The organism is Streptomyces sp. NPDC001443 (genome assembly GCF_053597355.1).
The window spans coordinates 24,191-47,296 of record NZ_JBSFIA010000013.1 but is presented as its reverse complement, the minus strand read 5'-3'; the positions used below and the strand labels follow the sequence as shown (position 1 = coordinate 47,296).

At 71.6% G+C, this 23,106-nt stretch carries 22 protein-coding genes; 11 read left to right on the top strand and 11 right to left on the bottom strand.

All coding sequences use genetic code 11. From position 1 onward, the window contains the following. Nucleotides 1–188: 188 nt before the first annotated feature. The gene (locus ACWC24_RS16205) at nt 189–590 is read right to left on the bottom strand and encodes a hypothetical protein (RefSeq protein ID WP_450663574.1); all 402 of its coding nucleotides are present in this window, start codon (nt 588–590) and stop codon (nt 189–191) included. A gap of 32 nt (nt 591–622) precedes the next feature. Then, complete coding sequence (locus tag ACWC24_RS16200; protein ID WP_450663467.1) at nt 623–1,375, bottom strand: ATP-binding protein; 753 nt, start codon at nt 1,373–1,375, stop codon at nt 623–625. Between the two features lie 275 nt (nt 1,376–1,650). Here ACWC24_RS16200 and ACWC24_RS16195 point away from each other — a divergent pair, with 275 nt between their 5' ends. From ACWC24_RS16195 to ACWC24_RS16185, 3 genes are all read left to right on the top strand, one after another. Beyond that, nucleotides 1,651–2,511 (top strand): helix-turn-helix domain-containing protein, encoded by an 861-nt coding sequence (locus ACWC24_RS16195; RefSeq protein ID WP_450663466.1) that lies wholly within the window; start codon nt 1,651–1,653, stop codon nt 2,509–2,511. Continuing rightward, nucleotides 2,512–2,787 (top strand): DUF397 domain-containing protein, encoded by a 276-nt coding sequence (locus tag ACWC24_RS16190; protein ID WP_450663465.1) that lies wholly within the window; start codon nt 2,512–2,514, stop codon nt 2,785–2,787. It begins immediately after the preceding gene. A 134-nt stretch (nt 2,788–2,921) separates the two neighbouring features. Then, complete coding sequence (locus ACWC24_RS16185; protein WP_450663464.1) at nt 2,922–3,737, top strand: SAM-dependent methyltransferase; 816 nt, start codon at nt 2,922–2,924, stop codon at nt 3,735–3,737. Nucleotides 3,738–3,871: 134 nt separating this feature from the next. Here the strand turns inward: ACWC24_RS16185 and pdxR are convergent, their stop codons facing one another. Continuing rightward, nucleotides 3,872–5,344: a MocR-like pyridoxine biosynthesis transcription factor PdxR gene (pdxR, locus tag ACWC24_RS16180; protein ID WP_450663463.1), complete on the bottom strand. Its 1,473-nt coding sequence runs from the start codon at nt 5,342–5,344 to the stop codon at nt 3,872–3,874. Nucleotides 5,345–5,391: 47 nt separating this feature from the next. Between pdxR and ACWC24_RS16175 the strand changes: the two genes are divergently transcribed. Continuing rightward, complete coding sequence (locus ACWC24_RS16175; RefSeq protein WP_450663462.1) at nt 5,392–5,907, top strand: carboxymuconolactone decarboxylase family protein; 516 nt, start codon at nt 5,392–5,394, stop codon at nt 5,905–5,907. Between the two features lie 71 nt (nt 5,908–5,978). Here the strand turns inward: ACWC24_RS16175 and ACWC24_RS16170 are convergent, their stop codons facing one another. The 3 genes from ACWC24_RS16170 to ACWC24_RS16160 form a co-directional block, all read right to left on the bottom strand. After that, nucleotides 5,979–7,466 (bottom strand): glutamate synthase subunit beta, encoded by a 1,488-nt coding sequence (locus ACWC24_RS16170; protein WP_450663461.1) that lies wholly within the window; start codon nt 7,464–7,466, stop codon nt 5,979–5,981. 222 nt (nt 7,467–7,688) lie between these two features. After that, nucleotides 7,689–8,168, bottom strand: coding sequence for an anthrone oxygenase family protein (locus ACWC24_RS16165; RefSeq protein ID WP_450663460.1), 480 nt, complete (start codon nt 8,166–8,168; stop codon nt 7,689–7,691). Between the two features lie 88 nt (nt 8,169–8,256). Then, entirely contained in the window at nt 8,257–8,967 is a 711-nt protein-coding gene (locus tag ACWC24_RS16160; RefSeq protein ID WP_450663459.1) for a DUF2293 domain-containing protein, read from the bottom strand. A 134-nt stretch (nt 8,968–9,101) separates the two neighbouring features. Here ACWC24_RS16160 and ACWC24_RS16155 point away from each other — a divergent pair, with 134 nt between their 5' ends. Beyond that, a complete protein-coding gene (locus tag ACWC24_RS16155; protein ID WP_450663458.1) occupies nt 9,102–9,734 on the top strand; it encodes a uridine kinase in 633 nt (210 codons plus the stop codon). A 26-nt stretch (nt 9,735–9,760) separates the two neighbouring features. On the opposite strand, the gene ACWC24_RS16150 is transcribed toward ACWC24_RS16155, so the two are convergent. Next, nucleotides 9,761–10,888, bottom strand: a complete 1,128-nt coding sequence (locus ACWC24_RS16150) for a magnesium and cobalt transport protein CorA (RefSeq protein ID WP_450663457.1) — start codon at nt 10,886–10,888, stop codon at nt 9,761–9,763. Between the two features lie 217 nt (nt 10,889–11,105). Between ACWC24_RS16150 and ACWC24_RS16145 the strand changes: the two genes are divergently transcribed. After that, complete coding sequence (locus ACWC24_RS16145) at nt 11,106–11,900, top strand: methyltransferase domain-containing protein (protein ID WP_450663456.1); 795 nt, start codon at nt 11,106–11,108, stop codon at nt 11,898–11,900. Nucleotides 11,901–11,928: 28 nt separating this feature from the next. On the opposite strand, the gene ACWC24_RS16140 is transcribed toward ACWC24_RS16145, so the two are convergent. From ACWC24_RS16140 to ACWC24_RS16125, 4 genes are all read right to left on the bottom strand, one after another. Next, complete coding sequence (locus ACWC24_RS16140) at nt 11,929–12,843, bottom strand: carbohydrate kinase family protein (protein WP_450663455.1); 915 nt, start codon at nt 12,841–12,843, stop codon at nt 11,929–11,931. After that, nucleotides 12,840–13,748, bottom strand: coding sequence for a pseudouridine-5'-phosphate glycosidase (locus ACWC24_RS16135; protein WP_450663454.1), 909 nt, complete (start codon nt 13,746–13,748; stop codon nt 12,840–12,842). The genes ACWC24_RS16140 and ACWC24_RS16135 overlap by 4 nt, the downstream gene beginning before the upstream one ends. A gap of 187 nt (nt 13,749–13,935) precedes the next feature. After that, nucleotides 13,936–14,490 (bottom strand): methylated-DNA--[protein]-cysteine S-methyltransferase, encoded by a 555-nt coding sequence (locus tag ACWC24_RS16130; RefSeq protein WP_450663453.1) that lies wholly within the window; start codon nt 14,488–14,490, stop codon nt 13,936–13,938. Between the two features lie 82 nt (nt 14,491–14,572). After that, the gene (locus ACWC24_RS16125) at nt 14,573–15,445 is read right to left on the bottom strand and encodes a glycerophosphodiester phosphodiesterase (protein WP_450663452.1); all 873 of its coding nucleotides are present in this window, start codon (nt 15,443–15,445) and stop codon (nt 14,573–14,575) included. Nucleotides 15,446–15,726: 281 nt separating this feature from the next. Here ACWC24_RS16125 and ACWC24_RS16120 point away from each other — a divergent pair, with 281 nt between their 5' ends. The 5 genes from ACWC24_RS16120 to ACWC24_RS16100 all read left to right on the top strand — a co-directional run bounded on the left by ACWC24_RS16120 (nt 15,727) and on the right by ACWC24_RS16100 (nt 23,056). After that, nucleotides 15,727–16,593 carry an MHYT domain-containing protein gene (locus ACWC24_RS16120; protein WP_450663451.1) on the top strand — a complete coding sequence of 289 codons (867 nt, stop codon included), beginning with the start codon at nt 15,727–15,729 and terminating at the stop codon, nt 16,591–16,593. 40 nt (nt 16,594–16,633) lie between these two features. Beyond that, a complete protein-coding gene (gene uvrB, locus ACWC24_RS16115) occupies nt 16,634–18,775 on the top strand; it encodes an excinuclease ABC subunit UvrB (protein WP_450663450.1) in 2,142 nt (713 codons plus the stop codon). Nucleotides 18,776–18,931: 156 nt separating this feature from the next. Further along, complete coding sequence (locus tag ACWC24_RS16110; protein ID WP_392619187.1) at nt 18,932–19,510, top strand: TerD family protein; 579 nt, start codon at nt 18,932–18,934, stop codon at nt 19,508–19,510. A gap of 133 nt (nt 19,511–19,643) precedes the next feature. Next, nucleotides 19,644–21,767, top strand: a complete 2,124-nt coding sequence (locus ACWC24_RS16105; RefSeq protein ID WP_450663449.1) for a TerD family protein — start codon at nt 19,644–19,646, stop codon at nt 21,765–21,767. 287 nt (nt 21,768–22,054) lie between these two features. Continuing rightward, complete coding sequence (locus ACWC24_RS16100) at nt 22,055–23,056, top strand: TerC family protein (RefSeq protein WP_450663448.1); 1,002 nt, start codon at nt 22,055–22,057, stop codon at nt 23,054–23,056. Nucleotides 23,057–23,106 lie beyond the last annotated feature (50 nt).

Sequence of the window (23,106 nt, the reverse complement as noted above, 5' to 3'; positions counted from 1 at the left end):
GGGCGCCGCCGAACAGGAGCCGCTCCGAATCGGACACCTCGGGTGCGTCCGTGTCACGCCGCTTCGCCACCGTCGACCTCCCCCGATCGTGGACCACCGGACACGAACGGCCACTATCGCGGGAGGTGCTGCTTCAGGGCAGGGCGCACAGCCGGGACGCGGATGCGCCCGGGCGTACGCCCGGAGTGTCAGACGTTGATCGGTCGCGACCAGGCGGGTGCGGTCCCGGTCAGCCGGCACAGGGCCAGGTAGAGCGGGATCGGCGGAGTGTACGGAACCGTACCGTCCGGTCGGTGGATGAGCCGAGGAAGACGCGTGGCGTCCGGGACGACCGCCCCCGCGGCGTAGTGCGTGGCGGCGGGCCACTCCAGTGCGTGGTCCGAGTCGGACGGGACGATCCACCACCAGCGCGTTCCGTCGGCGTACACGCATCCCACGCGCGGCAGCCGGGGGAGCAGCAGCGCTCCGAGGCCGGCGGGCGCCGTTACCGCGTCGCAGCCGAGCGGGACGGTCATGTCGTCGGGGACGACCAGGCGGTGGCGGGCGGGCGGCGTCTGCCGGTCGCGCCGCAGCCGTACAAGCGTGTCCATGCCGAGCAGTTGGCCGGGACCGGAGAGCGCGTTCACGCGTCGCCCCGTTCCGGGCGCCGGACGTGCGACGGGGTCCCCGCGACCGCCGGTGCGTGCTGCGGTGCTTGCTGTGCTTCGTGTCGCTGTGCTTCGTGCTGCGGGTGGTCCCGTCGCTCCTGTCGCGGCTCGTCGTCGTCGCCCGGACCGCCGGGCGGGCCGGGCTTCGGGCGGGTGCCCCAGCCCAGGTCGTTGTGCGGCTGCGCGGGGATGCGCGGCGTGGCGGCCCCGCGGGGGATCTCCGCCCAGACCAGCAGACCCGACCCCTGCTCCTGGGCACCCCAGGAGTGACACAGCGCCTCGATCAGCAGCAGGCCTCGTCCGTGCTCCTCCTCGGGCCGCTGCGGGGACGGGTGGGGCTCACCCGGCGCGCAGCCCTCGTCGCGCACCGCTATGCGCACCCGGTCGTCGCCGTCGTGCAGTTCGCAGACGACGCGACTGCTCGCCGTGTGCACGATCGCGTTGGTGACCAGCTCGGAGACGACGAGGACCGCGGTGTCGCAGGTGTCCTCGCACACCGACCAGCCGGTCAGCCGGGCACGCGTCAGCCGTCTCGCCTGGGTGGGCGAAGCCGGGTGTGCGGCCAGCTCGAAGCGGAACCGGCGCTCGGCACCGAGCCGGACGGCGCCGACTGCTTCCCCGGGTTCGGAACGGGCACGATCGGGGGGACCCCCATCGGCACCGAGACCGAGGGGGCGGCCTGCGGCGGCGTCTGTTCCTAAGGGCGCGGACGGAATCACGCTTGCCACTATCGCCCCGCCGTGAACACTTGGCAAGTGTCACTCTGAAAAATGCAGAGTGCTGTGTGACGCGGTGGAGGGCCGTGGCACACTGCTTGCAACAGCACGTCGAGCGGCGCCAGTTGGGATCAGCGGAGATCCGTCCGGATCTTCGGGTGGGTCTTCGAGTGGCGCCGTAGGGCTGTCGGGGATTTTTTCGTCGTTCCTTTGTCACCGGACCGGCCGGACTGTCGGCGATCTGTGCGATCGAGCCGTCCTGCCGGGAGTTTTCGTGGAGGTGGAGCGTGAGTGAACCGCGGTCCGCGCCGACCGTCGGTCAGGTCGTCCTCGGCAGGCGTCTGTTGGACCTGCGGGAGCGCGCCGGACTCAAACGCGAGGAGGCCGCCCAGATCCTCCGGGTCGCCCCCGCCACGGTCCGGCGCATGGAGATGGCCGAGGTCACGCTCAAGATCCCGTACCTCCAACTGCTCCTGAAGGCCTACGGAATCTCCGACGCCGAGGCCGAGGCGTTCGTCCGGCTCGCCGAGGAGGCCAACCAGCCCGGCTGGTGGCAGCGCTTCCACGACATCCTGCCCGGCTGGTTCTCCATGCATGTCAGCCTGGAGGGGGCGGCCGGCCTCATCCGCCAGTACGAGCCCCACTTCGTGCCCGGACTGCTCCAGACCGAGGACTACGCGCGCGGGGTGCTGAAGTCGGGCGCCATCGGCCAGACCAGTCCCGACGACATCGAGCGCCATGTCGCCCTGCGCATGCAGCGGCAGGGACTGCTCACCCGGCAGGACGCGCCCCGGCTCTGGGTGGTGATGGACGAGACCGTGCTGCGCCGTCCGGTCGGCGACGCGGAGGTGATGCGGGCCCAGGTCGACAAACTGCTCGACGCCATGAAGCTGCCCAACGTGACACTCCAGGTCGCGCCGTTCGCCAACGGTCCGCATCCCGGCACGTACGGGCCCTTCGTGCTGTTCCGATTCGCCATGCCCGAACTTCCGGACATGGTCTACAGCGAGTACCTGACCGGCGCCGTCTACCTGGACGCGCGCTCCGAGGTGGCGACCCACCTGGAGGTCATGGACCGCATGGCGGCGCAGGCCGCTACTGCACATCGCACGAAGGAGATCCTCCAGGATCTCCGCAAGGAGTTGTGAATGGACCGCATCAAGTCCCAGACCAGGTCACGGATCCGCACCGAGCGGATCTACAACGGCATGCCCGCGCGCGAGTTGGGCAGCGAAGGCTGGCACAAGCCCTGGAGCGGCGGCAACGGAGGCAACTGCCTGGAGGCCATGAAGCTCGCGGACGGCCGGATCGCCGTCCGGCAGTCCACCGACCCCGACGGCCCCGCGCTGATCTACACGTCCGACGAGATGACCGCCTTCATCGAGGGCGCGAAGGCCGGGGAGGCGGACTTCCTCCTGTCCTGAACGGCCTGTCCTGAACGGCTGGCTTGAATTGCTCTCCCGCTGGACCCGTTAAACCGATGAATGTTTCGACTCCCTTACCTTGGTTCCTCATTGACCGTGATCGCTGTTCGCGCCCACCAGTTACGGAGTGTTGTATGACCGGGCAGGACCACCCCACCGGCGCTGTCCGGATCGACACCAGCCGACCGCATCCCGCGCGTATGTACGACTGGTACCTCGGCGGCAAGGACAACTACCCCGTCGACGAGGAGATGGGCCGGCAGATGCTGGCCCTCGACCCGCGTGTCCCCGTCATGGCACGGGTCAACCGCGCGTTCATGCACCGTGCCACCCGCTGGCTGACCGAGCGCGGCGTACGGCAGTTCCTGGACATCGGCACCGGCATCCCGACCGAGCCGAACCTGCACCAGATCGCCCAGGGCGTCGCGTCCGACGCCCGTGTCGTCTACTGCGACAACGACCCGATCGTGCTGGCCCACGCGGCGGCCCTGCTGCGCAGCACTCCGGACGGCCTGACGGAGTACCTCCAGGCCGACGTGCGCGATCCGGCCGCCATAGTCGAGGGGGCCAGGAAGATCCTCGACTTCGACCGGCCGATCGCGCTCTCCCTCATCGCGCTGCTGCACTTCATCTCCGACGAGGACGGCGCGCACGAGCTGGTCGGCCGACTGCTGTCCGAACTCCCGTCCGGCAGCTATCTGATGATGACCCACGCCACCGCCGACTTCACCCCCGAGGAGTCGGCGGCGGCGATCGCGAAGCTCCGGGCGGCCGGCATCACCCTTGCCCTGCGCTCCCGCGACGAGTTCGGCCGGTTCTTCCGCAGCCTGGACCTCGTCGAACCCGGGATCGCGGTGGTGCCCGAGTGGCACCCCGAACTGGGCGAACCGGTTCCGGGCCAGGAGGACGGGGTCATTCCCGGATACGGAGCGGTGGCCCGGAAGGGCTGAGGTCCGGAAGGGCTGAGGTCCGCAAGGGGTGCGGTCCGCAAGGGGTGCGGTCCGCAAGGGGTGAGGCCCCCAAGAGGTGGGGTCCGCAAGGGGTGAGGCCCGCGGCCGTCGTGGCTCGCGGGCCGGCCCCGGGGTCACGGCGGGGGCAGCACCCCGCACAGTGCCTCGACGGCCGCCCCGTACGCATGGTCCGAGGGCGTCGCGTACCCCACCACCAGCCCGTCCCGCACCGCCATGTCCGTCCCCGGGTGCCGGAACGCGGCGAGGCCGTCCAGCGCGACGCCCCGCCGCCCGGCCGCCTCGACCGTGGACCGCTCGGTGCCGTCCGGCAGCCGGAGCACCACGTGCAGACCGGCCGCGACCCCGGTGACCTCGATGTGCGGGGCCCGCGCGGCAAGCGCCTCGACGAGCCGGTCGCGGCGGCCGCGGTAACGTTGCCGGGTCCGCCGCACATGGCGGTCGTACGACCCCGACGCGATGAAGTCGGCCAGGCACAGCTGGTCCGGCACGCTCGCCCACGCCTCGCGCTCGCCCTTGGCGGCCAGTACGTCGGCGACGTACCGCCGCGGCAGGACCATCCACCCCAGCCGCAGGGCCGGCGAAAGGCTCTTGCTCACCGAGCCGACGAGGACGACCCGGTCGGGGTCGAGGCCCTGGAGCGCGCCGACGGGCTTGCGGTCGTACCGGAACTCCCCGTCGTAGTCGTCCTCGACGACCACACCGCCTCGCGCGCGTGCCCAGTCGATCACCGCGGCCCGGCGCTCGGCGTGCAGCGGGCCACCGGTGGGGAACTGATGCGCGGGCGTGAGCAGCACGCCCCGTTCACGGCCCAACCCGGCGACGAGCGCGCCGTGTTCGTCCACCGGCAGCGGGACGGTCCGCACGCCCGCCGTGGCGAGCAGCTCCCGGTGGAAGCCCAGCCCGTACGCCTCCACGGCCAGCGGCCCGCGCAGGGTCCCGCCCGCGCCCTGGCCGAACAGCAGGCGCAGGGCGTGCGCGAAGCCGGAGCAGACCACGATCCGGTCCGGATCCGTGCGCACCCCGCGGGTCCGTGCCAGGTACTCGGTGAGGGCCTCGCGCAGTTCGATCCGGCCGGCCGGGTCGCCCGGTCCGAACACCTCGTTCGGCGCCTGCTGGAGCGCCCGCCGGTAGGAGGTGAGCCAGGCCGCGCGCGGGAAGGACGACGCGTCGGGGGTGCCCTGCCGCAGGTCGTGCCGGGGGCCACGCGCGCGCGGGGGTGCCGCGCGGGGCACCCGGGTGACATCGCGCGGCGGCGCGGAGCCGCCCCGGCGCCCCGGCGGCGGGGACGAGGGAGGGGCGGACACCCCCATGGCGACGCGCGTGCCCGAGCCCTGGCGGGCCGTCAGCCACCCCTCCGCGACAAGCTCCGCGTACGCGTCCGCCACCGTGTTGCGGGCGACGCCGAGGTCGGCGGCGAGCGAGCGGTACGGCGGCAGCCGCGTCCCGGGAGGCAGCCGACCGTCGCGTACGGCCTCGCGCAGCGCTCGGACGACCGCGGCCCGACGCCCGCCGGAGCCCGCCGACGACAGCTCCAGATGCAGGTCGCTGCCGATCCGCTCCGCCGAATTGACCCACGATTCCACCATGGAATTGCACCCTACAAGAGGTCTTTCCGGGCCATAGATTGATGCACATGACGACGAACGCGAACACCCGCACGGCGAACCCGGTCACGATCACGAACACCGGCACGAACGAGCCCGGCCGCCTCGACTTCGCCAAGGCAGCCCCGAAGGTCTTCCGCGCCCTCGTCGGTTTCGACAGCGCGGCCCGCGACGGCCTCGACCCGGCCCTCGTCGAACTGGTCCAGATCCGTGCCTCGCACCTCAACCACTGCGCGTACTGCCTGCACATGCACACCAACGACGCCCGCAAGGCCGGCGAGAGCGAGGACCGGCTGCACATGGTCGCCGTCTGGCGCGAGGCCCGCCACTTCTTCACCGAGCGGGAGCAGGCGGCCCTCGCCCTGACCGAGGCGGTGACCCTGGTGGCCGACGCCGGCGTCCCGGACGACGTCTACGCCGAGGCGGCGGCCCGCTTCGAGGAGCAGGAACTGGCGCACCTGCTGGCCCTGATCCTCGCGATCAACACCTGGAACCGGGTGGCACTGTCGACGGCGAAGCGGGCGGGCACGGACGAACGACGCTAGTCCCGGCAGGGTGGTACCGCGGCCCGTTCCGCACGTTCATGGGCCGGTTCGCAAGGCCCGGCGGGGCCGGTTCACACGGCCATGGGCCGGTCGTACGGTCCGATCGGTGCCGGAAGCCGGGAACTTCCCGTCAGATAGTGGTCGACGGCCGCGGCCACCGCCCGGCCCTCCGCTATCGCCCACACGATGAGCGACTGGCCGCGCGCCGCGTCCCCCGCGGCGAACACCCCGGGGACGTTCGTCGCGAAGCCGTCGTCCCGGGTGATCGTGCCGCGCGGTTCGAGCCCCAGTCCGAGCTGGTCGATGAGCCCGTCCTGCCGGTCGGGTCCCGAGAAGCCGAGGGCGAGCAGTACGAAGTCGGCGGGGAGCGTACGCCCCGAGCCGGCCACCGGTCTGCGCAGCGCGTCCACCTCGACCAGATGCAGCGACCGCACCTGCCCGTCGGCGTCGCCGGCGAAGTGGAGCGTGGACGCGGCGAACAGCCGGGCGTCCGCGTGTGCCGCGGGCGCCGTCTCCAGGTCGCGCGCCTCCTCGTGCGCGGCCGACAGCCGGTAGACCTTCGGGTACGTCGGCCAGGGATCGATGTCCTCGTCGCGCTCGGCGTCCGGCTGTGCGTAGATGTCGAGCTGGGTGACGGACGCGGCCCCTTCGCGCACCGCGGTCCCCAGACAGTCCGCCCCGGTGTCACCGCCGCCGACGATCACGACATGCTTGCCCGCGGCGGACATCGGCGAGGTCTTGAGGTCCCCCTCGCACACCCGGTTGGCCAGCGGCAGATACTCCATCGCCTGGTGGATGCCTGCCAACTCGCGTCCCGGGACGCTCAGTTCCCGCCACGCCGTGGCGCCCGTGGCGACCACCACGGCGTCGTACCGCGTCCGCAGTTCGGCCGCGCCCACGTCCCGGCCGACCGCCGTGGACGTACGGAACTTCGTCCCCTCGGCCCGCATCTGCTTCAGCCGCCGCTCCAGATGGCGCTTCTCCATCTTGAACTCGGGGATGCCGTACCGCATCAACCCGCCGAGCCGGTCGTCCTTCTCGTACACGGCGACGGTGTGCCCGGCCCGCGTGAGCTGCTGGGCCGCGGCGAGCCCGGTGGGGCCCGAACCGATCACGGCCACCGTCCGCCCGGACAGCCGGTCCGGCGGCCGGGGCGGCACGAACCCCTCCGCCCAGGACCGGTCGGCGATCGCGCACTCGACGTTCTTGATGGTGACGGCCGGCTGGTTGATCGCGAGCACGCACCCCGCCTCGCACGGTGCCGGACACAACCGCCCGGTGAACTCGGGGAAGTTGTTGGTGGCGTGCAGCCGGTCGCCCGCCGCCCGCCAGTCCTCCCGGGAGACCAGGTCGTTCCACTCGGGGATCAGGTTGCCCAGCGGGCACGCGTCGTGGCAGAACGGTATGCCGCAGTCCATGCAACGGTCGGCCTGCCTGCTGATGATGGGCAGCAGCGCTCCGGGGACGTACACCTCGTCCCAGTCCCGGACCCGCTCCTCGACAGGCCGACGGGCCCACTCCTGGCGGGGCGTCGTCATGAAACCCTTGGGATCGGCCATGGCCGTCTTCCTTGCTCGCGCGTGCGACGGGCCTCGCGTCATCGGGCGGCGCTCTTCCGGCCACGATACGTCTCCCGGGCCGCACGCGCAGAGCGGCCTACAGCGCTTTCTCCCACCGGCCCGCGCGAGGACCGCCGGGTACCCGGACGAGCGTCCCGCCGTGGGCTCGCGGCGGCGCCCACAGGGTCCTCGGACGAGCGTCCCGCCGGGGCCGCGGCACGCTCAGACGAGCGCCAGCAGGTACACGACCGCGGACAGCGCCGAGGCGACCGCGCGTATGTGGTTCCATCTCGTCCACTCGCGCAGATACGCCGGCCAGTAGGCGGCAGCCTCCGGGGTGTCCGGCTCCATTCCCATCAGCTGGGCGTTGCGCGGTACGTTCGCGACGACCGTCACCCCGAACGAACCGGCCAGGTACAGCGCGCTGCCCAGCAGCAGCTCGACCGTCCCGTCGTCCGGCCACAGGACGAAGGTCACCACGGCGATCACCGCGCACACCGTGGCCACACCGAAGAACACGACCATGAACGCGGGTGTCATGGCGGAGGAGTTGATCGCGTTCATCGCGGCGACCCCCCGGGCGGGCGGAAGCGCGGCCAGTCCCCGCATGACCAGGACCGAGAAGGCGTAGAAGACTCCGGCCATCAGTCCCGTGCCGAGGACACCCAGCGCCGCCAGTACCAAGTACGGTCCGTCGATCATCTCTACGTCAGCTCCCACCCGTCGAGCCGAGATCCTGCCCGGCGCCTTCCGCTGCCACAAGTGAATTCATGGCCACCCGCTCATCGGCTCACCGGGCCGGTCCGGGGCCGCCACCGCGCCATCCCGCGAGTGCCGACTCCACGTCCGCCGTGATCTGCCGTCGCGCCCGGTGCCGCGGCACCCCGCTCATCAGCAGCTCGTCGTACGGCGTGTCCAGATGCCGTACGGAGGCCACGACCGCCGAGACCACCGCGCCCTCCGAGAGCGCCCGGCCGGCCGCGCTGCGCCCCACCCGGCCACTGCCGCGCGCCGACGCGTGCGCCGCGATCTCCTGCGCCCGGCCCTCGGGACAGCCGGGAAACAGCCGTCGTATCTCCGCCGCGAAGGCGCCCGTGAACCGCACGTCCTCGGCCGCCCGCCGTCGGGCGTCCCGCGCCCGGCGCCGCCTGCGCGCCTCCGCGTCCGCCAAGCAGCGCCGTTCGGCACGGGCCAGCGCGGACTCCTCGACGAGGATGCCCTGGCGTTCGTACCGGGCCTGGCGCCGGTTGAACCGCACGACCACCGCCGACAGCGCGCTCTCCTCCCGCGATCTGCGGGTCAGCGCGGTGTCGCCGCGCGGCAGGAACACCAGATGTCCGAGGTCGGCGCAGTCGAGGCAACGCGGTGCGCCGTCCTCCAGGACGAGCATCGGCAGCGGCCCGCGACGGCACCCGGCGCACTGCTTGCGCCGCACAGGCTGGACGACGAGAAGCCCGTCACGAAGTCCGTTACCGGTATGAGGAGTTGCAAAGAGCGCCATACCGGGTTCTTTCCCTCCGGTGAGTCCGCCGTCACACGCGTCCGCGGCGAGCGGCACCGCGCGACCGGCGAGCACCGGCCCGGGTGCGGGATCGGCGGCCGCAGTACCCCGCTCCGACGCGGCATCATGGCGGTGTGCGACTCGAAGCGATCACCTGGGAACGGCTCGGCGACCTGCTCGCCGAGCGGCTGCTCGACCTGAAGCCGGGCGACGGCAGCCCCTGGCCCCGGATCGCCTTCGACGGTGCCCCGGCGGCCCGCCCCGGAGATCTCGCCGAGCGGGTCGCCGAAGCCCTGCGCCTGCGTGGCCGTCCCTCGGCCGTCGTGGGAACGCAGGGCTTCCTGCGTCCGGCCTCGCTCCGGCTGGAGCACGGGCACCACGACGTGGAGGCGTACTACAACGGCTGGTTCGACACCGGAGCCCTGTGGCGCGAGGTGTTCGGCCCCCTCGAACCGGGCGGCGACGGGCGCATCCTGCCCGACCTCTGGGACCCGGTCTCCGACCGTGCCACCCGCAGTTCCTACGTCCGGCTCCCGCCGGGCGGCATCCTCCTGCTGCACGGCCCCCTCCTGCTGCGTCACTGGTTCCCGTTCGACCTGAGCGTCCACGTCCTCCTCTCCCCGTCCGCCCTGCGCCGCCGCACCCCCGAGGCCGACCTCTGGACACTCCCCGCCTTCGAGAGCTACGAGCGGGAGACCGACCCGGCCGGCACGGCCGACGTCCTGGTGCGCGCGGACGACCCACGGCATCCCGCGTGGGGCGGCTGACCCGCCCACCTGGCCGCAGTCGTGCCTCAGAGCCAGCCGTTGCGCCGGAACCCGCGGTGCAGCGCCCGACAGGCGACGGCGATCACGGCGAGGACCAGGGGATAGCCGAACTGCCAGTGCCGCTCGGGCATGTGATCGAAGTTCATCCCGTACACCCCGCAGACCATCGTCGGTACGGCGATCACCGCGGCCCATGCCGTGATCTTGCGCATGTCCTCGTTCTGCGCGACCGTGACCTGCGCGAGGTGCGCCTGGAGAATGGAGTTGAGCAGTTCGTCGAAGGACGCGATCTGCTCCGTGGCCCGCAGCAGATGGTCGGAGACATCGCGGAAGTAGGCCTGTATCTCGGCGTCGACCACCCGCATGGGCCGGTCCGAGAGATCCAGCAGCGGCCGGGCGAGCGGAACCACCGCCCGCTTCAACTCCAGGAGTTCCCGCTTGAGCTGGTAGATCCGGCCCGGGTCGGTCCGGGCGCCGTCCGCCGAGAACACGTCCGTCTCGACCTGGTCGATGTCCGACTGCATCGAGTCGGCGACATGGAGATAGTCGTCGACCACATGGTCCGCGATCGCGTGCAGCACCGCCGAAGGTCCCTTGGCGAGCTGGACCGGATCGCTCTCCAGCTCCTCGCGCAGCGGGCCCAGGGAGCCGTGCCGTCCGTGCCGCACCGAGATGACGAAGTCATGGCCGACGAACACCATGATCTCGCCGGTGTCCACCACCTCGCTGGTCGCGGTGAGTTCCTCGTGCTCGACGTAGCAGACCGTCTTGAACACCGCGAACAGCGTCTCGCCGTACCGCTCGACCTTCGGGCGCTGGTGCGCCTCGACCGCGTCCTCGACGGCCAGCGGATGCAGGTCGAACAGCTCGGCGATCCCCGCGAACTCCCGGTCCGTGGGCTCGTGGAGGCCGAGCCAGACGAAACCGTCGCCGGACTTGCGCACCCGTGCCACGGCTTCGACCAGATCGCGCCCGCCCGGTGTCCGCACGCCGTCCCGGTAGGTCACGCAGTTCACCACGGAAGAGCCGAGCGGGGACCGCGCGGGGTGACTCAGGTCGACGCGCGGCCGTCGACGAGTGAGCCGTGCCACCTTGCGCAGGCCGCCGACCCGGCCGAGTTCGGTGACCCTTCGCAGGTTCCCTGCCATGGACATCTGGATCTCCTCGCGTGGATCTCCTTGCGCCGTACTGCCGAACCGCCGTACTCCTGCGCCCTGGCGTGCCAGTTTGCCAGGTGCGGGGGAGCGACGGAAAAGCCTGTGGAAACAGGAGATTCCGCTTGGTTCCCGCCTGTGGACGGACCGGCCTCCTCCGACGACGCGGGGAGCGCCGCCCGCACGGGACGAGCGGGATGACTGGGATGATCGGGGCATGACGCGAACCGACCGGTATCTCCTCGACAATCGCCAGTCCGAGGCAGCAGAGCGATTCGACGCCTTCGCCGCCCTCTTCGACCCCACGACGTTCCGGCACCTGGACAGGCTCGGGATCGAACCCGGCTGGCGCTGCTGGGAGGTCGGCGCCGGCGGTACCTCCGTGGTGTCCTGGCTGGCCAGGAAGGTCGGGCCGACCGGCCAGGTCGTCGCGACCGACATCGACGTCTCACGACTGACCGCCGTGAGCCGTCCCCCGGTCGAGGTGAGCGTGCACGACGTGGGCGCGCAGGAGCCGCCGGGGGCGGACTTCGACCTGGTGCACGCCCGGCTCGTCCTCGTGCACGTCCCGGACAGGGAGCGGGCGCTCCAGTCGATGATCAAGGCCCTGCGGCCCGGCGGGCGGCTCCTGATCGAGGACGCAGACCCGGCACTGCAACCGCTTCTGTGCCCCGACGAGCACGGCCCTGAGCAGCAGCTCGCGAACCGCCTGAGGCACGGGTTCCGCACACTCCTGGCCGACCGCGGCGCCGACCTCGCGTACGGGCGCAGGCTTCCTCGGCTGCTGCGCGAGGCCGGGCTGCACCAGGTCGAGGCCGACGCGTACTTCCCGGTCGCCTCGCCCGCCTGCACCGCCCTGGAGACAGCGACGGTCCGGCAGATCCGCGACCGTCTGGTCGAGGCGGGCCTCGCCACGCACCAGGACATCGACCGGCACCTGGCGAACCTGGCCTCCGGCAGCATGGACCTGGCCACCGCCCCCATGATCTCGGCGTGGGGCCGCAAGGCGTAGCGCCGCCGCGCGCTCCGCGGTCGCCGTCTCACCGGACCCCGGGTGGTCTCCCGCCGACGCGTTCGACCGCCTGTGCCCCGGCCCGGCACCCCTCCGCCGCGGCCTCCTCGGCTTCGGCCCCGGCGAGCAGTGCCGCGAGGAACGCGCCCGTGAAGGCATCGCCCGCTCCCGTGGTGTCCCGGGGCGTCGCCGGCACCGCGGGGACGCGGGCCCGTACGGTGCCGGACCTGGCCACCAGCGCACCGCGGGCGCCCTGCTTGGCGACCACCAGCGGGACGTGACGGCTCAGCTTCGCCGCCGCGTCCGCCGTGTCGGGAAGCCCCGTGAGCAGGCACGCCTCGTCCCGGCTCGGCAGCAGGACCGTCACCCCGGCGACGAGCTCCAGGAACCGCTCGACGCCCAGGCCGGCCAGGAAACCGGCCGACGCGGGATCCAGGCTCACCGGCACCCCACGCGCGCGTGCCGATGCCAGGGCCACCGCCACCAGGGCCCGGCTCGGCTCCGAGAACAGCAGATAGCCCGACAGATGCAGCCACGCGACCCCGTCGAGCAACGCGTCCGACCAGTCGTCCGGGTCGAGCCGCAGACACGCGCCGCTGTCGGTGAGAAACGTCCGCTCCGCCGCCTCTCCCGCGTCGACCAGGCAGATCACCGTCCCGGTCGGCGCCTGCGGGTCCACGACCAGCCGCGGTCGTACCCCGTGACAGGTCAGCTCCCGCTCGTGCCAGGCGGCCGCGTCCGCGCCCACCCGTCCGAGCATCCGCACGTCGGGACAGCCCCGGTGGGCGGCCCAGCACGCGACGTTCGCGCCCGCGCCGCCGGGCAGGGTACGGATCGAGGCGGCCGTGTCGGTGCCGGTGGCGAGCGGCCCCCGGTGCCGGGCCACGACGTCCGTGACCACGTCACCGACGACCAGCAGCGCGCCGTCCCGCCCGGCGGTCATCCCCCGGCCCACGCCGCCGCGATGCGGCCCGCCAGCCTCACGTTCCCCCGTACCGCCGCGAGATTGGCGCTCAGCGAGGCGCCGTCCGTGTGCCGCACGAGGTGGTCGAGCAGGAACGGAGTGACCGCCTGCCCGGTGACGCCCCGTTCCTCGCACGCGTTCAACGCCTCGGCGAGCACCCGCGCGTGCAGCCCGGGATCCAGCTGCTCCTCCTCGGGGACGGGCTGGGCCACGATCAGCGCCGACTCCGGCCCACCGACCGCGTCCTGCGCCCGCATCACGTCCGCCACCTGCCCCGGGGTGTCGAGCCTCCAGTCCACCGGATGGCCCGAGTCCGACAGATAGAAACCCGGGAAGCGGTCCGTGCCGTACCCGGCCACCGCGACCCCCAGCGTCTCCAGCCGTTGCAGGGTCGCGGGCACGTCCAGGATGGACTTCACGCCCGCGCACACCACTGTGATCCGGGTCCGTGCCAACAACCCCAGATCCGCCGACTCGTCCTGCGTCACGGTCCACTCGCGGTGCACCCCGCCGAGTCCCCCCGTCGCGAACACCCGTACGCCCGCGAGCGCGGCCAACAGCGCGGTCGCCGACACGGTCGTCGCCCCGCTGGCCCCCGCGGCCACCGCGAGCGGCAGGTCGCGATGGCCGAGCTTGCGGATCCCGTCCTCGTTCGCGACCCGCTCCAGCTGCTCCTTGTCCAGGCCGACATGGGGCCGCCCGTCGAGGACGGCGATCGTCGCCGGTACGGCGCCCTCCTGCCGTACGACGCTCTCCAGCTCCAGGGCCACCTGAAGGTTGCGCGGGCGCGGCAGCCCATGCGCGATGATCGTGGACTCCAGGGCCACCACGGGCCGACGCGCGGCTATCGCTTCCCGTACCTCATCGGACACCACCAGCACCACGCGCCTGCCTCCTGTCTCGCGGTCCTCCCTCATCTCTGGCGGGCGGCGCGCCCGGTCAAACCCTCGCGGCCGACGGGGGACTGCACCGGCGAGCCCTCGCGCCGCCGCGATCACCCCGGCGGACGCCGGCGGGTCGCTGCCTCCGAACGGCGCGAACGCTCCCGAGGCGGTGTCCGGTCCGCGGTCCTCAGAAGAGCGGCTCGGGCAGCACACCTTCCAGGGCGAGCAGTTTCCGCTTGGTCTCCAGACCGCCCCCGAACCCGCCGATGCCGCCGTCGCTCTCGACGACCCGGTGGCAGGGCACGATCACGGGCAGCGGATTGGAACCCATCGCGACGCCCACCGCCTGCGCCGCGCCCGGCTGACCGACCCGGCTCGCCAGATCGCCGTAACCGACGACCGCACCGAAGGGGACCGTGGACGCCAGCTCCCGCAGCACCTGCCGGTTGAAGCCCGAGCTCAGCGACCAGTCCAGCGGCAGCTCGAAGGCGCGCCGCTCACCGGCGAAGTACGCCTCCACCTGGCGTATCGCTTCCGCCAGCAGCGGGGAGCCGGGTGCCTCGACGGGCGCGGTCCCCAGCCGGTCCGCGAGTCGGCCGAGCGTCCTGTCGCGTACCGCGTCGGTGGCGTGGAACACGACGTTGACCAGGCCCGTGCCGGTCGCGGCCAGAAGCAGCGGACCGATGTCGGTGGCGACGACGGTCCACACGACCTGCTGTTCGTACTGCCCGAGGCTGTCCATGCGCCCCACCGTACGGCCCGCCACCGACAACACCCCCGGAACCGGACACCGACCCCCGCCCGCCCCCGGCGGCCGGCGGGGGTCAGCACCCGTACAGGACCTGGCGCACGAGGTCGGGCTTGTCGGTGATGACGCCGTCGACCCCGTACCCGGCGACCTTCCGGGCGGTCTTCGCGTCGTCGACGGTCCAGGCGGCGACCCCCATCCGCCTGCCGTGCGGGCCCGTCAGCGCGTGCACCGCGGACACGTACCCCACGGACAGGGACCCGTGCGAGGCGTTGATCCGGTCGGTGAAGGCCGCGTAGCCGCGCAGGTCCCGCACGGCCGGGCTGCCGAGGAACCCGGTGGTGACAGCGGGCTTCAGATCGTGGACCCTGCGCAGGCTGTCCGCGCTGAAGCTCTGGACGACCAGCCGGCGGGCGAGGTGCTGCCGGTCGAGCCAGCCCTCGTTGCCGAGCAGCTTGAGGATCTGCTGCTCGATGCCCGGGTACAGCTCCGGGTTCTTGATCTCCAGCAGCAGATTCTGACGGTTGTGCTCGACACGGCGCAGGTACTGCTCCAGCGTCGGCACGCGCACGCCCGCGTAGGCGCGGCCGAACCAGCTGCCCGCGTCGAGGCGCGCGATCTCGGCGGCTGTGAAGTCCTTCACTTTCCACGGCGAACGGCCGGGGAAGACCCGCTCGACGTCGGTCGTGCGCCGGAGGCTGTCGTCGTGGATCACCACGAGCGTGCCGTCCTTGGTGCGCTGGACGTCGTTCTCCACCCAGTCGACGCCCAGCGCGGCGGCCCGGTCGACGGCCGCCAGGGTGTTCTCGGGGGCGTAGGACGAGGCACCCCGGTGGGCGACGACCACGGGCCGCCGGTCGGAGCGCGCCCGGGCGTCGGAGGCGGGCGTCAGAAGGGTCACGGCGGCCAGGAGCGCGGCGCTCATGACAGCAAGTGCGCGCGCGTACATGCGTACTCCTCGCGTCGGACGGCTACGGACGGTTCAACTGTGACAGCAGAGCGTGCGTCACGAGGGGTGTGCGAGGTGACCGCGGGCTGAACGGACGCCCTCACGCCTGCTCACCGTTGCCGCACATGTGCGGCAAGAGTGTGTTTCTTTGTCGGAGAACCGTTCGGTCATTGCGGTGAGAGTCATACTCTCTGCGACAGCCTCGACCGGTCAGACGGTCCTGAGGGAGGGGGATAATTAAGGCGATTTCAGGACTGAAACCGGGCGGAAGGCAGCCGAGCATGCAAGGCACGGTCGACGGATTCAGCTACGGTCTCGTCACACCGCTGGTGGCCTACGTCATGGCCTGCCTCGGCGGAGCCCTCGGACTGCGCTGCACCACCAGGGCACTGCTCGTGACCCAGTCCTGGCGCCCGGGCTGGCTGGCCCTGGGCTCCGCGGCGATCGGTTCCGGCATATGGACCATGCACTTCATAGCGATGATGGGCTTCTCGGTCGAAGAGGCGCCGATCCGCTACGACCGGCCGACGATGTACGCCAGCCTCGCCGTGGCCGTCGTCATGGTGGGCGTCGGGATCTTCATCGTCGGCTACAAGGGCGCCAAGGGAGCGGCCCTGTTCACCGGGGGCACCATCACCGGTCTCGGAGTGGCCTCGATGCACTACCTGGGCATGGCCGGAATGCGCCTGAACGGAGTCCTGGAGTACAGCACGCTCACCGTCGCCGCGTCCGTCGCCATCGCGATGGCCGCCGCGACCGCTGCCCTGTGGGCGGCCGGCCAGGTCCGCGGGCTGCGCTGGAGCGTCGGCGCGAGCCTGGTGATGGGCCTGGCCGTCAGCGGAATGCACTACATGGGGATGGCCGGTCTCAGCGTCCACCTCCACACCACGCCCCACGCCTCCTCCGGCGACTCGCCCGCGGCGCTGCTCGCCCCCATGCTCATCGGCCCGCTGGCCTTCCTCTGCCTCGCCGGTGTCGTGGTGATGTTCGACCCGCTGATGGTCATGGGAAGGCCCGAACGGGTCGTCGCCGAGCCCAAGCCCGGCATCCCGGCCCACCCGGTCGTGGAGCACGGAGGCCGTCGCGTGCCGCCCCGGCCCCGGCGGGAAGCGGTGCAGCGCCGCTCCCGCACCCCGCAGGGCCACTGATCCGCCCCCGTTGTCAGTGGGGAGCCGTACGGTGGAACCCATGCGGCCCGTTTCCCACATCGAACGCACGGTGGCGCCCTTCGAGGTCGTCAGCCCCTACCAGCCCAGCGGCGACCAGCCGGCGGCCATCGCCGATCTGGCCCGGCGCATCGAGGCCGGTGAGAAGGACGTCGTCCTGCTGGGCGCGACCGGCACCGGCAAGTCCGCCACCACGGCGTGGATGATCGAGAAGCTCCAGCGCCCCACGCTCGTGATGGCCCCGAACAAGACCCTGGCCGCCCAGCTGGCGAACGAGTTCCGCGAGCTGCTCCCGAACAACGCGGTCGAGTACTTCGTCTCGTACTACGACTACTACCAGCCCGAGGCCTACGTCCCGCAGTCGGACACCTACATCGAGAAGGACTCCTCGATCAACGAGGAGGTCGAGCGCCTGCGGCACTCCGCGACCAACTCGCTGCTCACCCGCCGCGACGTGATCGTGGTCGCCTCGGTCTCCTGCATCTACGGCCTCGGCACCCCGCAGGAGTACGTGGACCGCATGGTCCAGCTCAAGGTCGGCGACGAGATCGACCGCGACCAGCTGCTGCGCCGTTTCGTGGACATCCAGTACACGCGCAACGACATGGCGTTCACCCGCGGCACCTTCCGGGTCCGCGGCGACACCATCGAGATCTTCCCGGTCTACGAGGAGCTCGCGGTCCGCATCGAGATGTTCGGCGACGAGATCGAGGCGCTCTCCACCCTGCACCCGCTCACCGGCGAGATCATCAGCGACGACGAGCAGCTGTACGTCTTCCCGGCCTCCCACTACGTCGCCGGTCCCGAGCGCATGGAGCGGGCCGTCAACGACATCGAGAAGGAACTCGGGGAGCGCCTGACCGAACTGGAGAAGCAGGGCAAGCTCCTGGAGGCGCAGCGCCTGCGGATGCGGACCACGTACGACATCGAGATGCTCCGCCAGATCGGCAGCTGCTCCGGCGTCGAGAACTACTCGATGCACTTCGACGGCCGCGAGCCGGGCTCCCCGCCGAACACCCTGCTCGACTACTTCCCCGACGACTTCGTGCTCGTCATCGACGAGTCGCACGTCACCGTGCCGCAGATCGGCGCCATGTACGAGGGAGACGCCTCCCGCAAGCGCACCCTCGTGGACCACGGCTTCCGGCTGCCCTCCGCCCTGGACAACCGTCCGCTGAAGTGGGAGGAGTTCCAGGAGCGCATCGGTCAGACGGTCTATCTGTCGGCGACTCCCGGCAAGTACGAGCTCTCGCGCGGGGACGGCGTCGTCGAACAGATCATCCGGCCCACCGGCCTCATCGACCCGGAGGTCGTCGTCAAGCCCACCGAGGGGCAGATCGACGACCTGGTGCACGAGATCCGCGGGCGGGTCGAGAAGGACGAGCGGGTCCTGGTCACCACGCTCACCAAGAAGATGGCCGAGGACCTCACCGACTACTTCCTGGAACTCGGCATCCAGGTGCGCTATCTGCACAGCGACGTCGACACCCTGCGCCGCGTCGAGCTCCTGCGCGAGCTGCGGGCCGGCGAGTTCGACGTCCTCGTCGGCATCAACCTGCTGCGTGAGGGACTCGACCTGCCCGAGGTGTCCCTGGTGGCCATCCTCGACGCCGACAAGGAGGGCTTCCTGCGCTCCGGCACCTCCCTGATCCAGACCATCGGCCGTGCCGCGCGCAACGTCTCCGGCCAGGTCCACATGTACGCCGACAAGATCACCCCGGGGATGGAACGGGCCATCGACGAGACCAACCGCCGACGCGAGAAGCAGGTCGCGTACAACACCGCGCACGGTATCGACCCGCAGCCGCTGCGCAAGAAGATCAACGACATCGTGTCGCAGATCGCCCGCGAGGACGTCGACACCGAGCAGCTGCTCGGCTCCGGTTACCGCAAGGCGAAGAAGGACGGCCAGGGCGCCAAGGCCCCGGTGCCCTCCCTCGGCGGCAAGGCGGCCGGCGCGAAGGCCGGCCGGTCCGCCAAGGGCAAGGAGACGGTGCCGACCGACCGTCCCGCGGCCGAACTCGCGGATCAGATCGAAGAACTGACGCAGCGGATGCGCGCCGCCGCCGCGGACCTCCAGTTCGAGATCGCCGCCCGGCTGCGTGACGAGGTGTCCGAGATGAAGAAGGAACTGCGTCAGATGCGGGAGGCGGGCCTGGCCTGACCCTGCCGTCACACCGGACCCCGGTGCAGCGTGGTGTGTTGCAAGACCGACACAAAGTGCGGGCCGGGGTTCGGCACTGTCGGTGGCTCTGCGTAGGGTTCTGGACAACCCGCGGAATCCGCGGCAACCGGGGAAAGCTCGAGAGGGGAACAAGCCGTGACCGTCAACATGACCAAGGGTCAGGCCATCAGTCTGCAGAAGAACGACGGAGGCAGCCTGACCGCGGTACGCATGGGTCTCGGCTGGCAGGCTGCTCCCCGGCGCGGCCTGTTCGGCTCGCGCACCCGTGAGATCGACCTCGACGCCTCCGCCGTGCTGTTCGCGGACAAGCAGCCGGTCGACGTGGTCTTCTTCCGCCACCTCGTCAGCGACGACGGCTCGGTGCGCCACACCGGCGACAACCTCGTCGGCGGTGCCGGCCAGGGCGGCGACGACGAGGCCGTCCTCGTCGACCTCCAGCGCGTCCCGGTCCACATCGACCAGATCGTCTTCACCGTGAACTCCTTCACGGGCCAGACCTTCCAGGAGGTGCAGAACGCGTTCTGCCGTCTGGTCGACGAGACCAACGGCCAGGAGCTCGCCCGCTACACACTGGCGGGCGGCGGTGCCTACACGGCCCAGATCATGGCCAAGGTCCACCGGTCCGGTTCGGGTTGGTCGATGACGGCCCTCGGCGCCCCGGCCAACGGCCGTACCTTCCAGGACCTGATGCCGGTCATCCTTCCGCTTCTCTGACGCCGCGACAGGCGACGTCCGCCCGACGGGGGCCGGGCGTCGCGACGGGGCGGACACTGCCTGTCGCGGCACCGGCAGGGCGGCGAGCGGCACACGACACGACACGGTGGCACAGGGCAGGGAGACGCGGGCGATGACGGCCGAGCTGGTAAGGGGACAGAACCACCCGCTGTCCCAGGTCCGCCTGGAGATCCGGGTCTCCGCCGGCACGCCGATCGTGGCCGGTGCCACGCTCGGCGACGAGCACGGCAGGGTCCGGGGCGTGGAAGGGGTGGCCCACCCGGGCGCCCCCGCCCTGCCCGGACTCGAGGTCTCCCGGCAGGCGGCCGCCGATCACCGCCTCGCGGTGGACCTGGCCGCCGTGCCGGAGGCCGTGCACCGGGTGAGCGTGCTGCTCGCACTGCCCGACGGCACGGGCGGCCCCGACCGCTTCGGCCTGGTCGCGGCGCCGTTCGTCGCCGTCACGGGCCTGGACGGCGCCGAGATCGCCAGCTACACGATCACCGGACTGGACGCCGAGTCGGCCGTCGTCGCCCTGGAGCTCTACCGCAGAGCCGGTGCCTGGAAGGTGCGCGCCGTCGGCCAGGGATACGCGGGCGGTCTCGCCGAACTCCTCGCCGACCAGGGCCTGCCCGAGGCCAGGCAGCTCGCGGCCGGTGTCGGCGAGGCGGTCTCCCGCGGTCTGGCCCGCTCGGTCCAGGCACCCGTGCCGAGACCGGACGGCGACCGCTTCCGACAGCCCGCGGCCGGCGGCCCGGAGCACGGTGGGACCCCGGCCCAGGGCGGCGCGAGCTCCGTGACGCCCCAGCCCATCACTCAACAGGGGCTCCAGGACCCGTACGGACCGCAGGCGACGGTCGGCCCGGCGCAGCCCGGACAGCAGACCGCGCACCCTGGCGGCGCCACGCCCGTCGACCCGGCCGTCACGCCGTCCTCCGGTCCCGCGGATCCCTCCGCGCTCACCCCTCCCGGAGCGCCGGCCGCGCCCCCGGGCGCCTCTTCCGCCACTCCGGCCGCCGGCACGGGGCCGATCGACTACACCCATCCCGGCCGCCGGAACGCCACACCCCCGGCCCCTCCCGCGCCCCCGCCGACCGCGCCCCCGGCCGCTCCCGGGCAGCCCGCCCGGCCCGTCGCCGGCGACGCGACCGGCTGGTCCATGGAGGAGCGGCTCTACAACCAGGTGTGGGGCATGTTCGAGGACCTCGCCCGCACCACCGCCGCCTACCGCAGCGCGGTCGACTTCGCCGACTCCCGCCGGGAGAAGGAACTCGACCAGGTGCTGTCCGACCCACGCGCCAGGATCGGCGGACAGGGCGACGCCGCACGCGAGGCGGCCCACGACAAGTACGCCCGGCTCGTGGACCAGGCCACCCAGGCGTTGGACCGGGACATCGCCCAGCTCACCGCCGAGGTCGAGGTCGTCGAGCCCGCGCTGCCGCCGGCGTACGCGGGCTGGGACAGTCCCGTCTGGCACGGCTATCGCGTGCCGATGGAGATGCCCATGGCGCTTCGTATCGGCGACCTCCAGTTGCCGGAGGCCCCGCAGCTGCGTATCCCGATGCTGGTCAGACTGCCGCTGGAGCGCGGCCTCTGGATCGACAGCGCGGGTTCCGGATCGTCCGACGGGGTGTTCGCCGACGAGCACGAACTGCGGCACCTCGCGATGACCACGGCGGTGGCGCTCGCGGCCCGGCTGCTGGCCGTGCACCCGGCGGGCGAGTTCACCGTGCACGTGATCGACCCGGCCGGTTCGGCGGCGCAGCCGCTCGCGCCGCTGGTGAGGGCCGGTGTGCTGGCGGGTCCGCCGGGGGTCGGCGCCGCGGGGGTGGCGGACGTCCTGGGCCGGCTCACCCAGCGGGTCGACCTGGTCCAGATGGCGGTGCGCGGTGGTGCCGCCGACGCGCTGCCGCCCGGCTTCGACACCTCCCAGCAGCTGCTGGTCGTCAACGACTTCCCGCACGGCTTCGACGACCGCGCGGTGACCCAGCTCCGCTACCTCGCCGACGAGGGGCCGGCCTTCGGCGTCCATCTGATGATGGTGGCCGACCGCGAGGACGCCTCCGGTTACGGTCCGTTGCTGGATCCTCTGTGGCGCTCGCTGCTGAGGCTCACCCCGGTCCCGGACGATCACCTCGCCGACCCCTGGGTCGGGCACGCCTGGACGTACGAGCCCTCGCTGGTGCCGCCCGGCAGCCAGGTACTCGGGCAAGTGCTCGCACAGGTGGCCGAGGCCCGTCGAACCTGGCGGGGATGACGGCCTCGCCCGCCTTCACCAAGTCTGCGTAAAGACGCTCGACCAGCATCTTTGGGTTTTCCTTTACTAATCCCTTTACCTCTCCTTGGCAATTGGGGTACTGTCTTCCCACGGAGGGGAGTACTCCCTGTCTGTGCGGCGTACCCGTCAATACGGATCCGACCGGATCCCGGGGCGTCGGCCCGTGTGGCCGCTGAAGCGTCATCGACGCCGCGGCCCGGGGTGGAAGAGACCTCCGGCAGCACTACGACGCTGACTACCCGCCGTTACGTAATGCCGGAGGCGCAATGGATGTTTCCCTGACCCTGTGGGTCCTGACCATCGCGGGCCTTGCCGCCCTGATCGCGGTCGACTTCTTCATCGGCCGCAAACCGCACGACGTGTCCCTCAAGGAAGCGGGCACCTGGACGGTCGTCTGGATCGCCCTGGCCGGACTCTTCGGCCTCGGGCTGCTGTTCTTCGCCGGCGGTCAGCCCGCCGGCGAGTTCTTCGCGGGCTTCATCACAGAGAAGTCGCTGAGCGTCGACAACCTCTTCGTCTTCGTCCTGATCATGGCGAAGTTCGCGGTGCCGACGCAGTACCAGCAGCGCGTCCTCCTCGTCGGCGTGCTCATAGCCCTGGTCCTGCGGGCCGTCTTCATCGCTGCGGGCGCCGCGATCCTTGCCAGCTTCACCTGGGTCTTCTACCTCTTCGGTGCCTTCCTGATCTGGACCGCCTGGAAGCTCGTCCAGGAGGCCCGTGCCGACACGGACGAGGAGGAGTTCGAGGAGAACAAGCTCCTCAAGGCCGCCGAGCGACGCTTCGGGGTGGCCGACCGCTATCACGGCACCAGGCTGTGGATCCGGCAGAACGGCAAGCGGGTCATGACCCCGATGCTGGTCGTGATGCTCGCGATCGGCACCACGGACGTGCTGTTCGCGCTCGACTCCATCCCGGCCATCTTCGGCCTGACCCAGGACCCGTACATCGTCTTCACGGCCAACGCGTTCGCGCTGATGGGCCTCAGGCAGCTGTACTTCCTCATCGGCGGCCTGCTGAAGAAACTGGTCCACCTCTCCTACGGCCTGTCGATCATCCTGGGCTTCATCGGCGTCAAGCTGGTGCTGCACGCGCTGCACGAGTCCGGCGTCCACGTCCCGGAGATCAGCATCCCCGTCTCGCTCGGCGTGATCTGCGCCGTCCTGATCGTCACCACGATCACCAGTCTGCGAGCCTCGCGGAAGCAGGCGGCGGCCGAGTCGGCGCGCGGCGACAGCGAGGGCGCCACGCAGGACAGCATCGGCGTCTGACCGCGCCGACCGCAGGAACCACGTCATCGGGAGGGGTGCGCGGCACACCG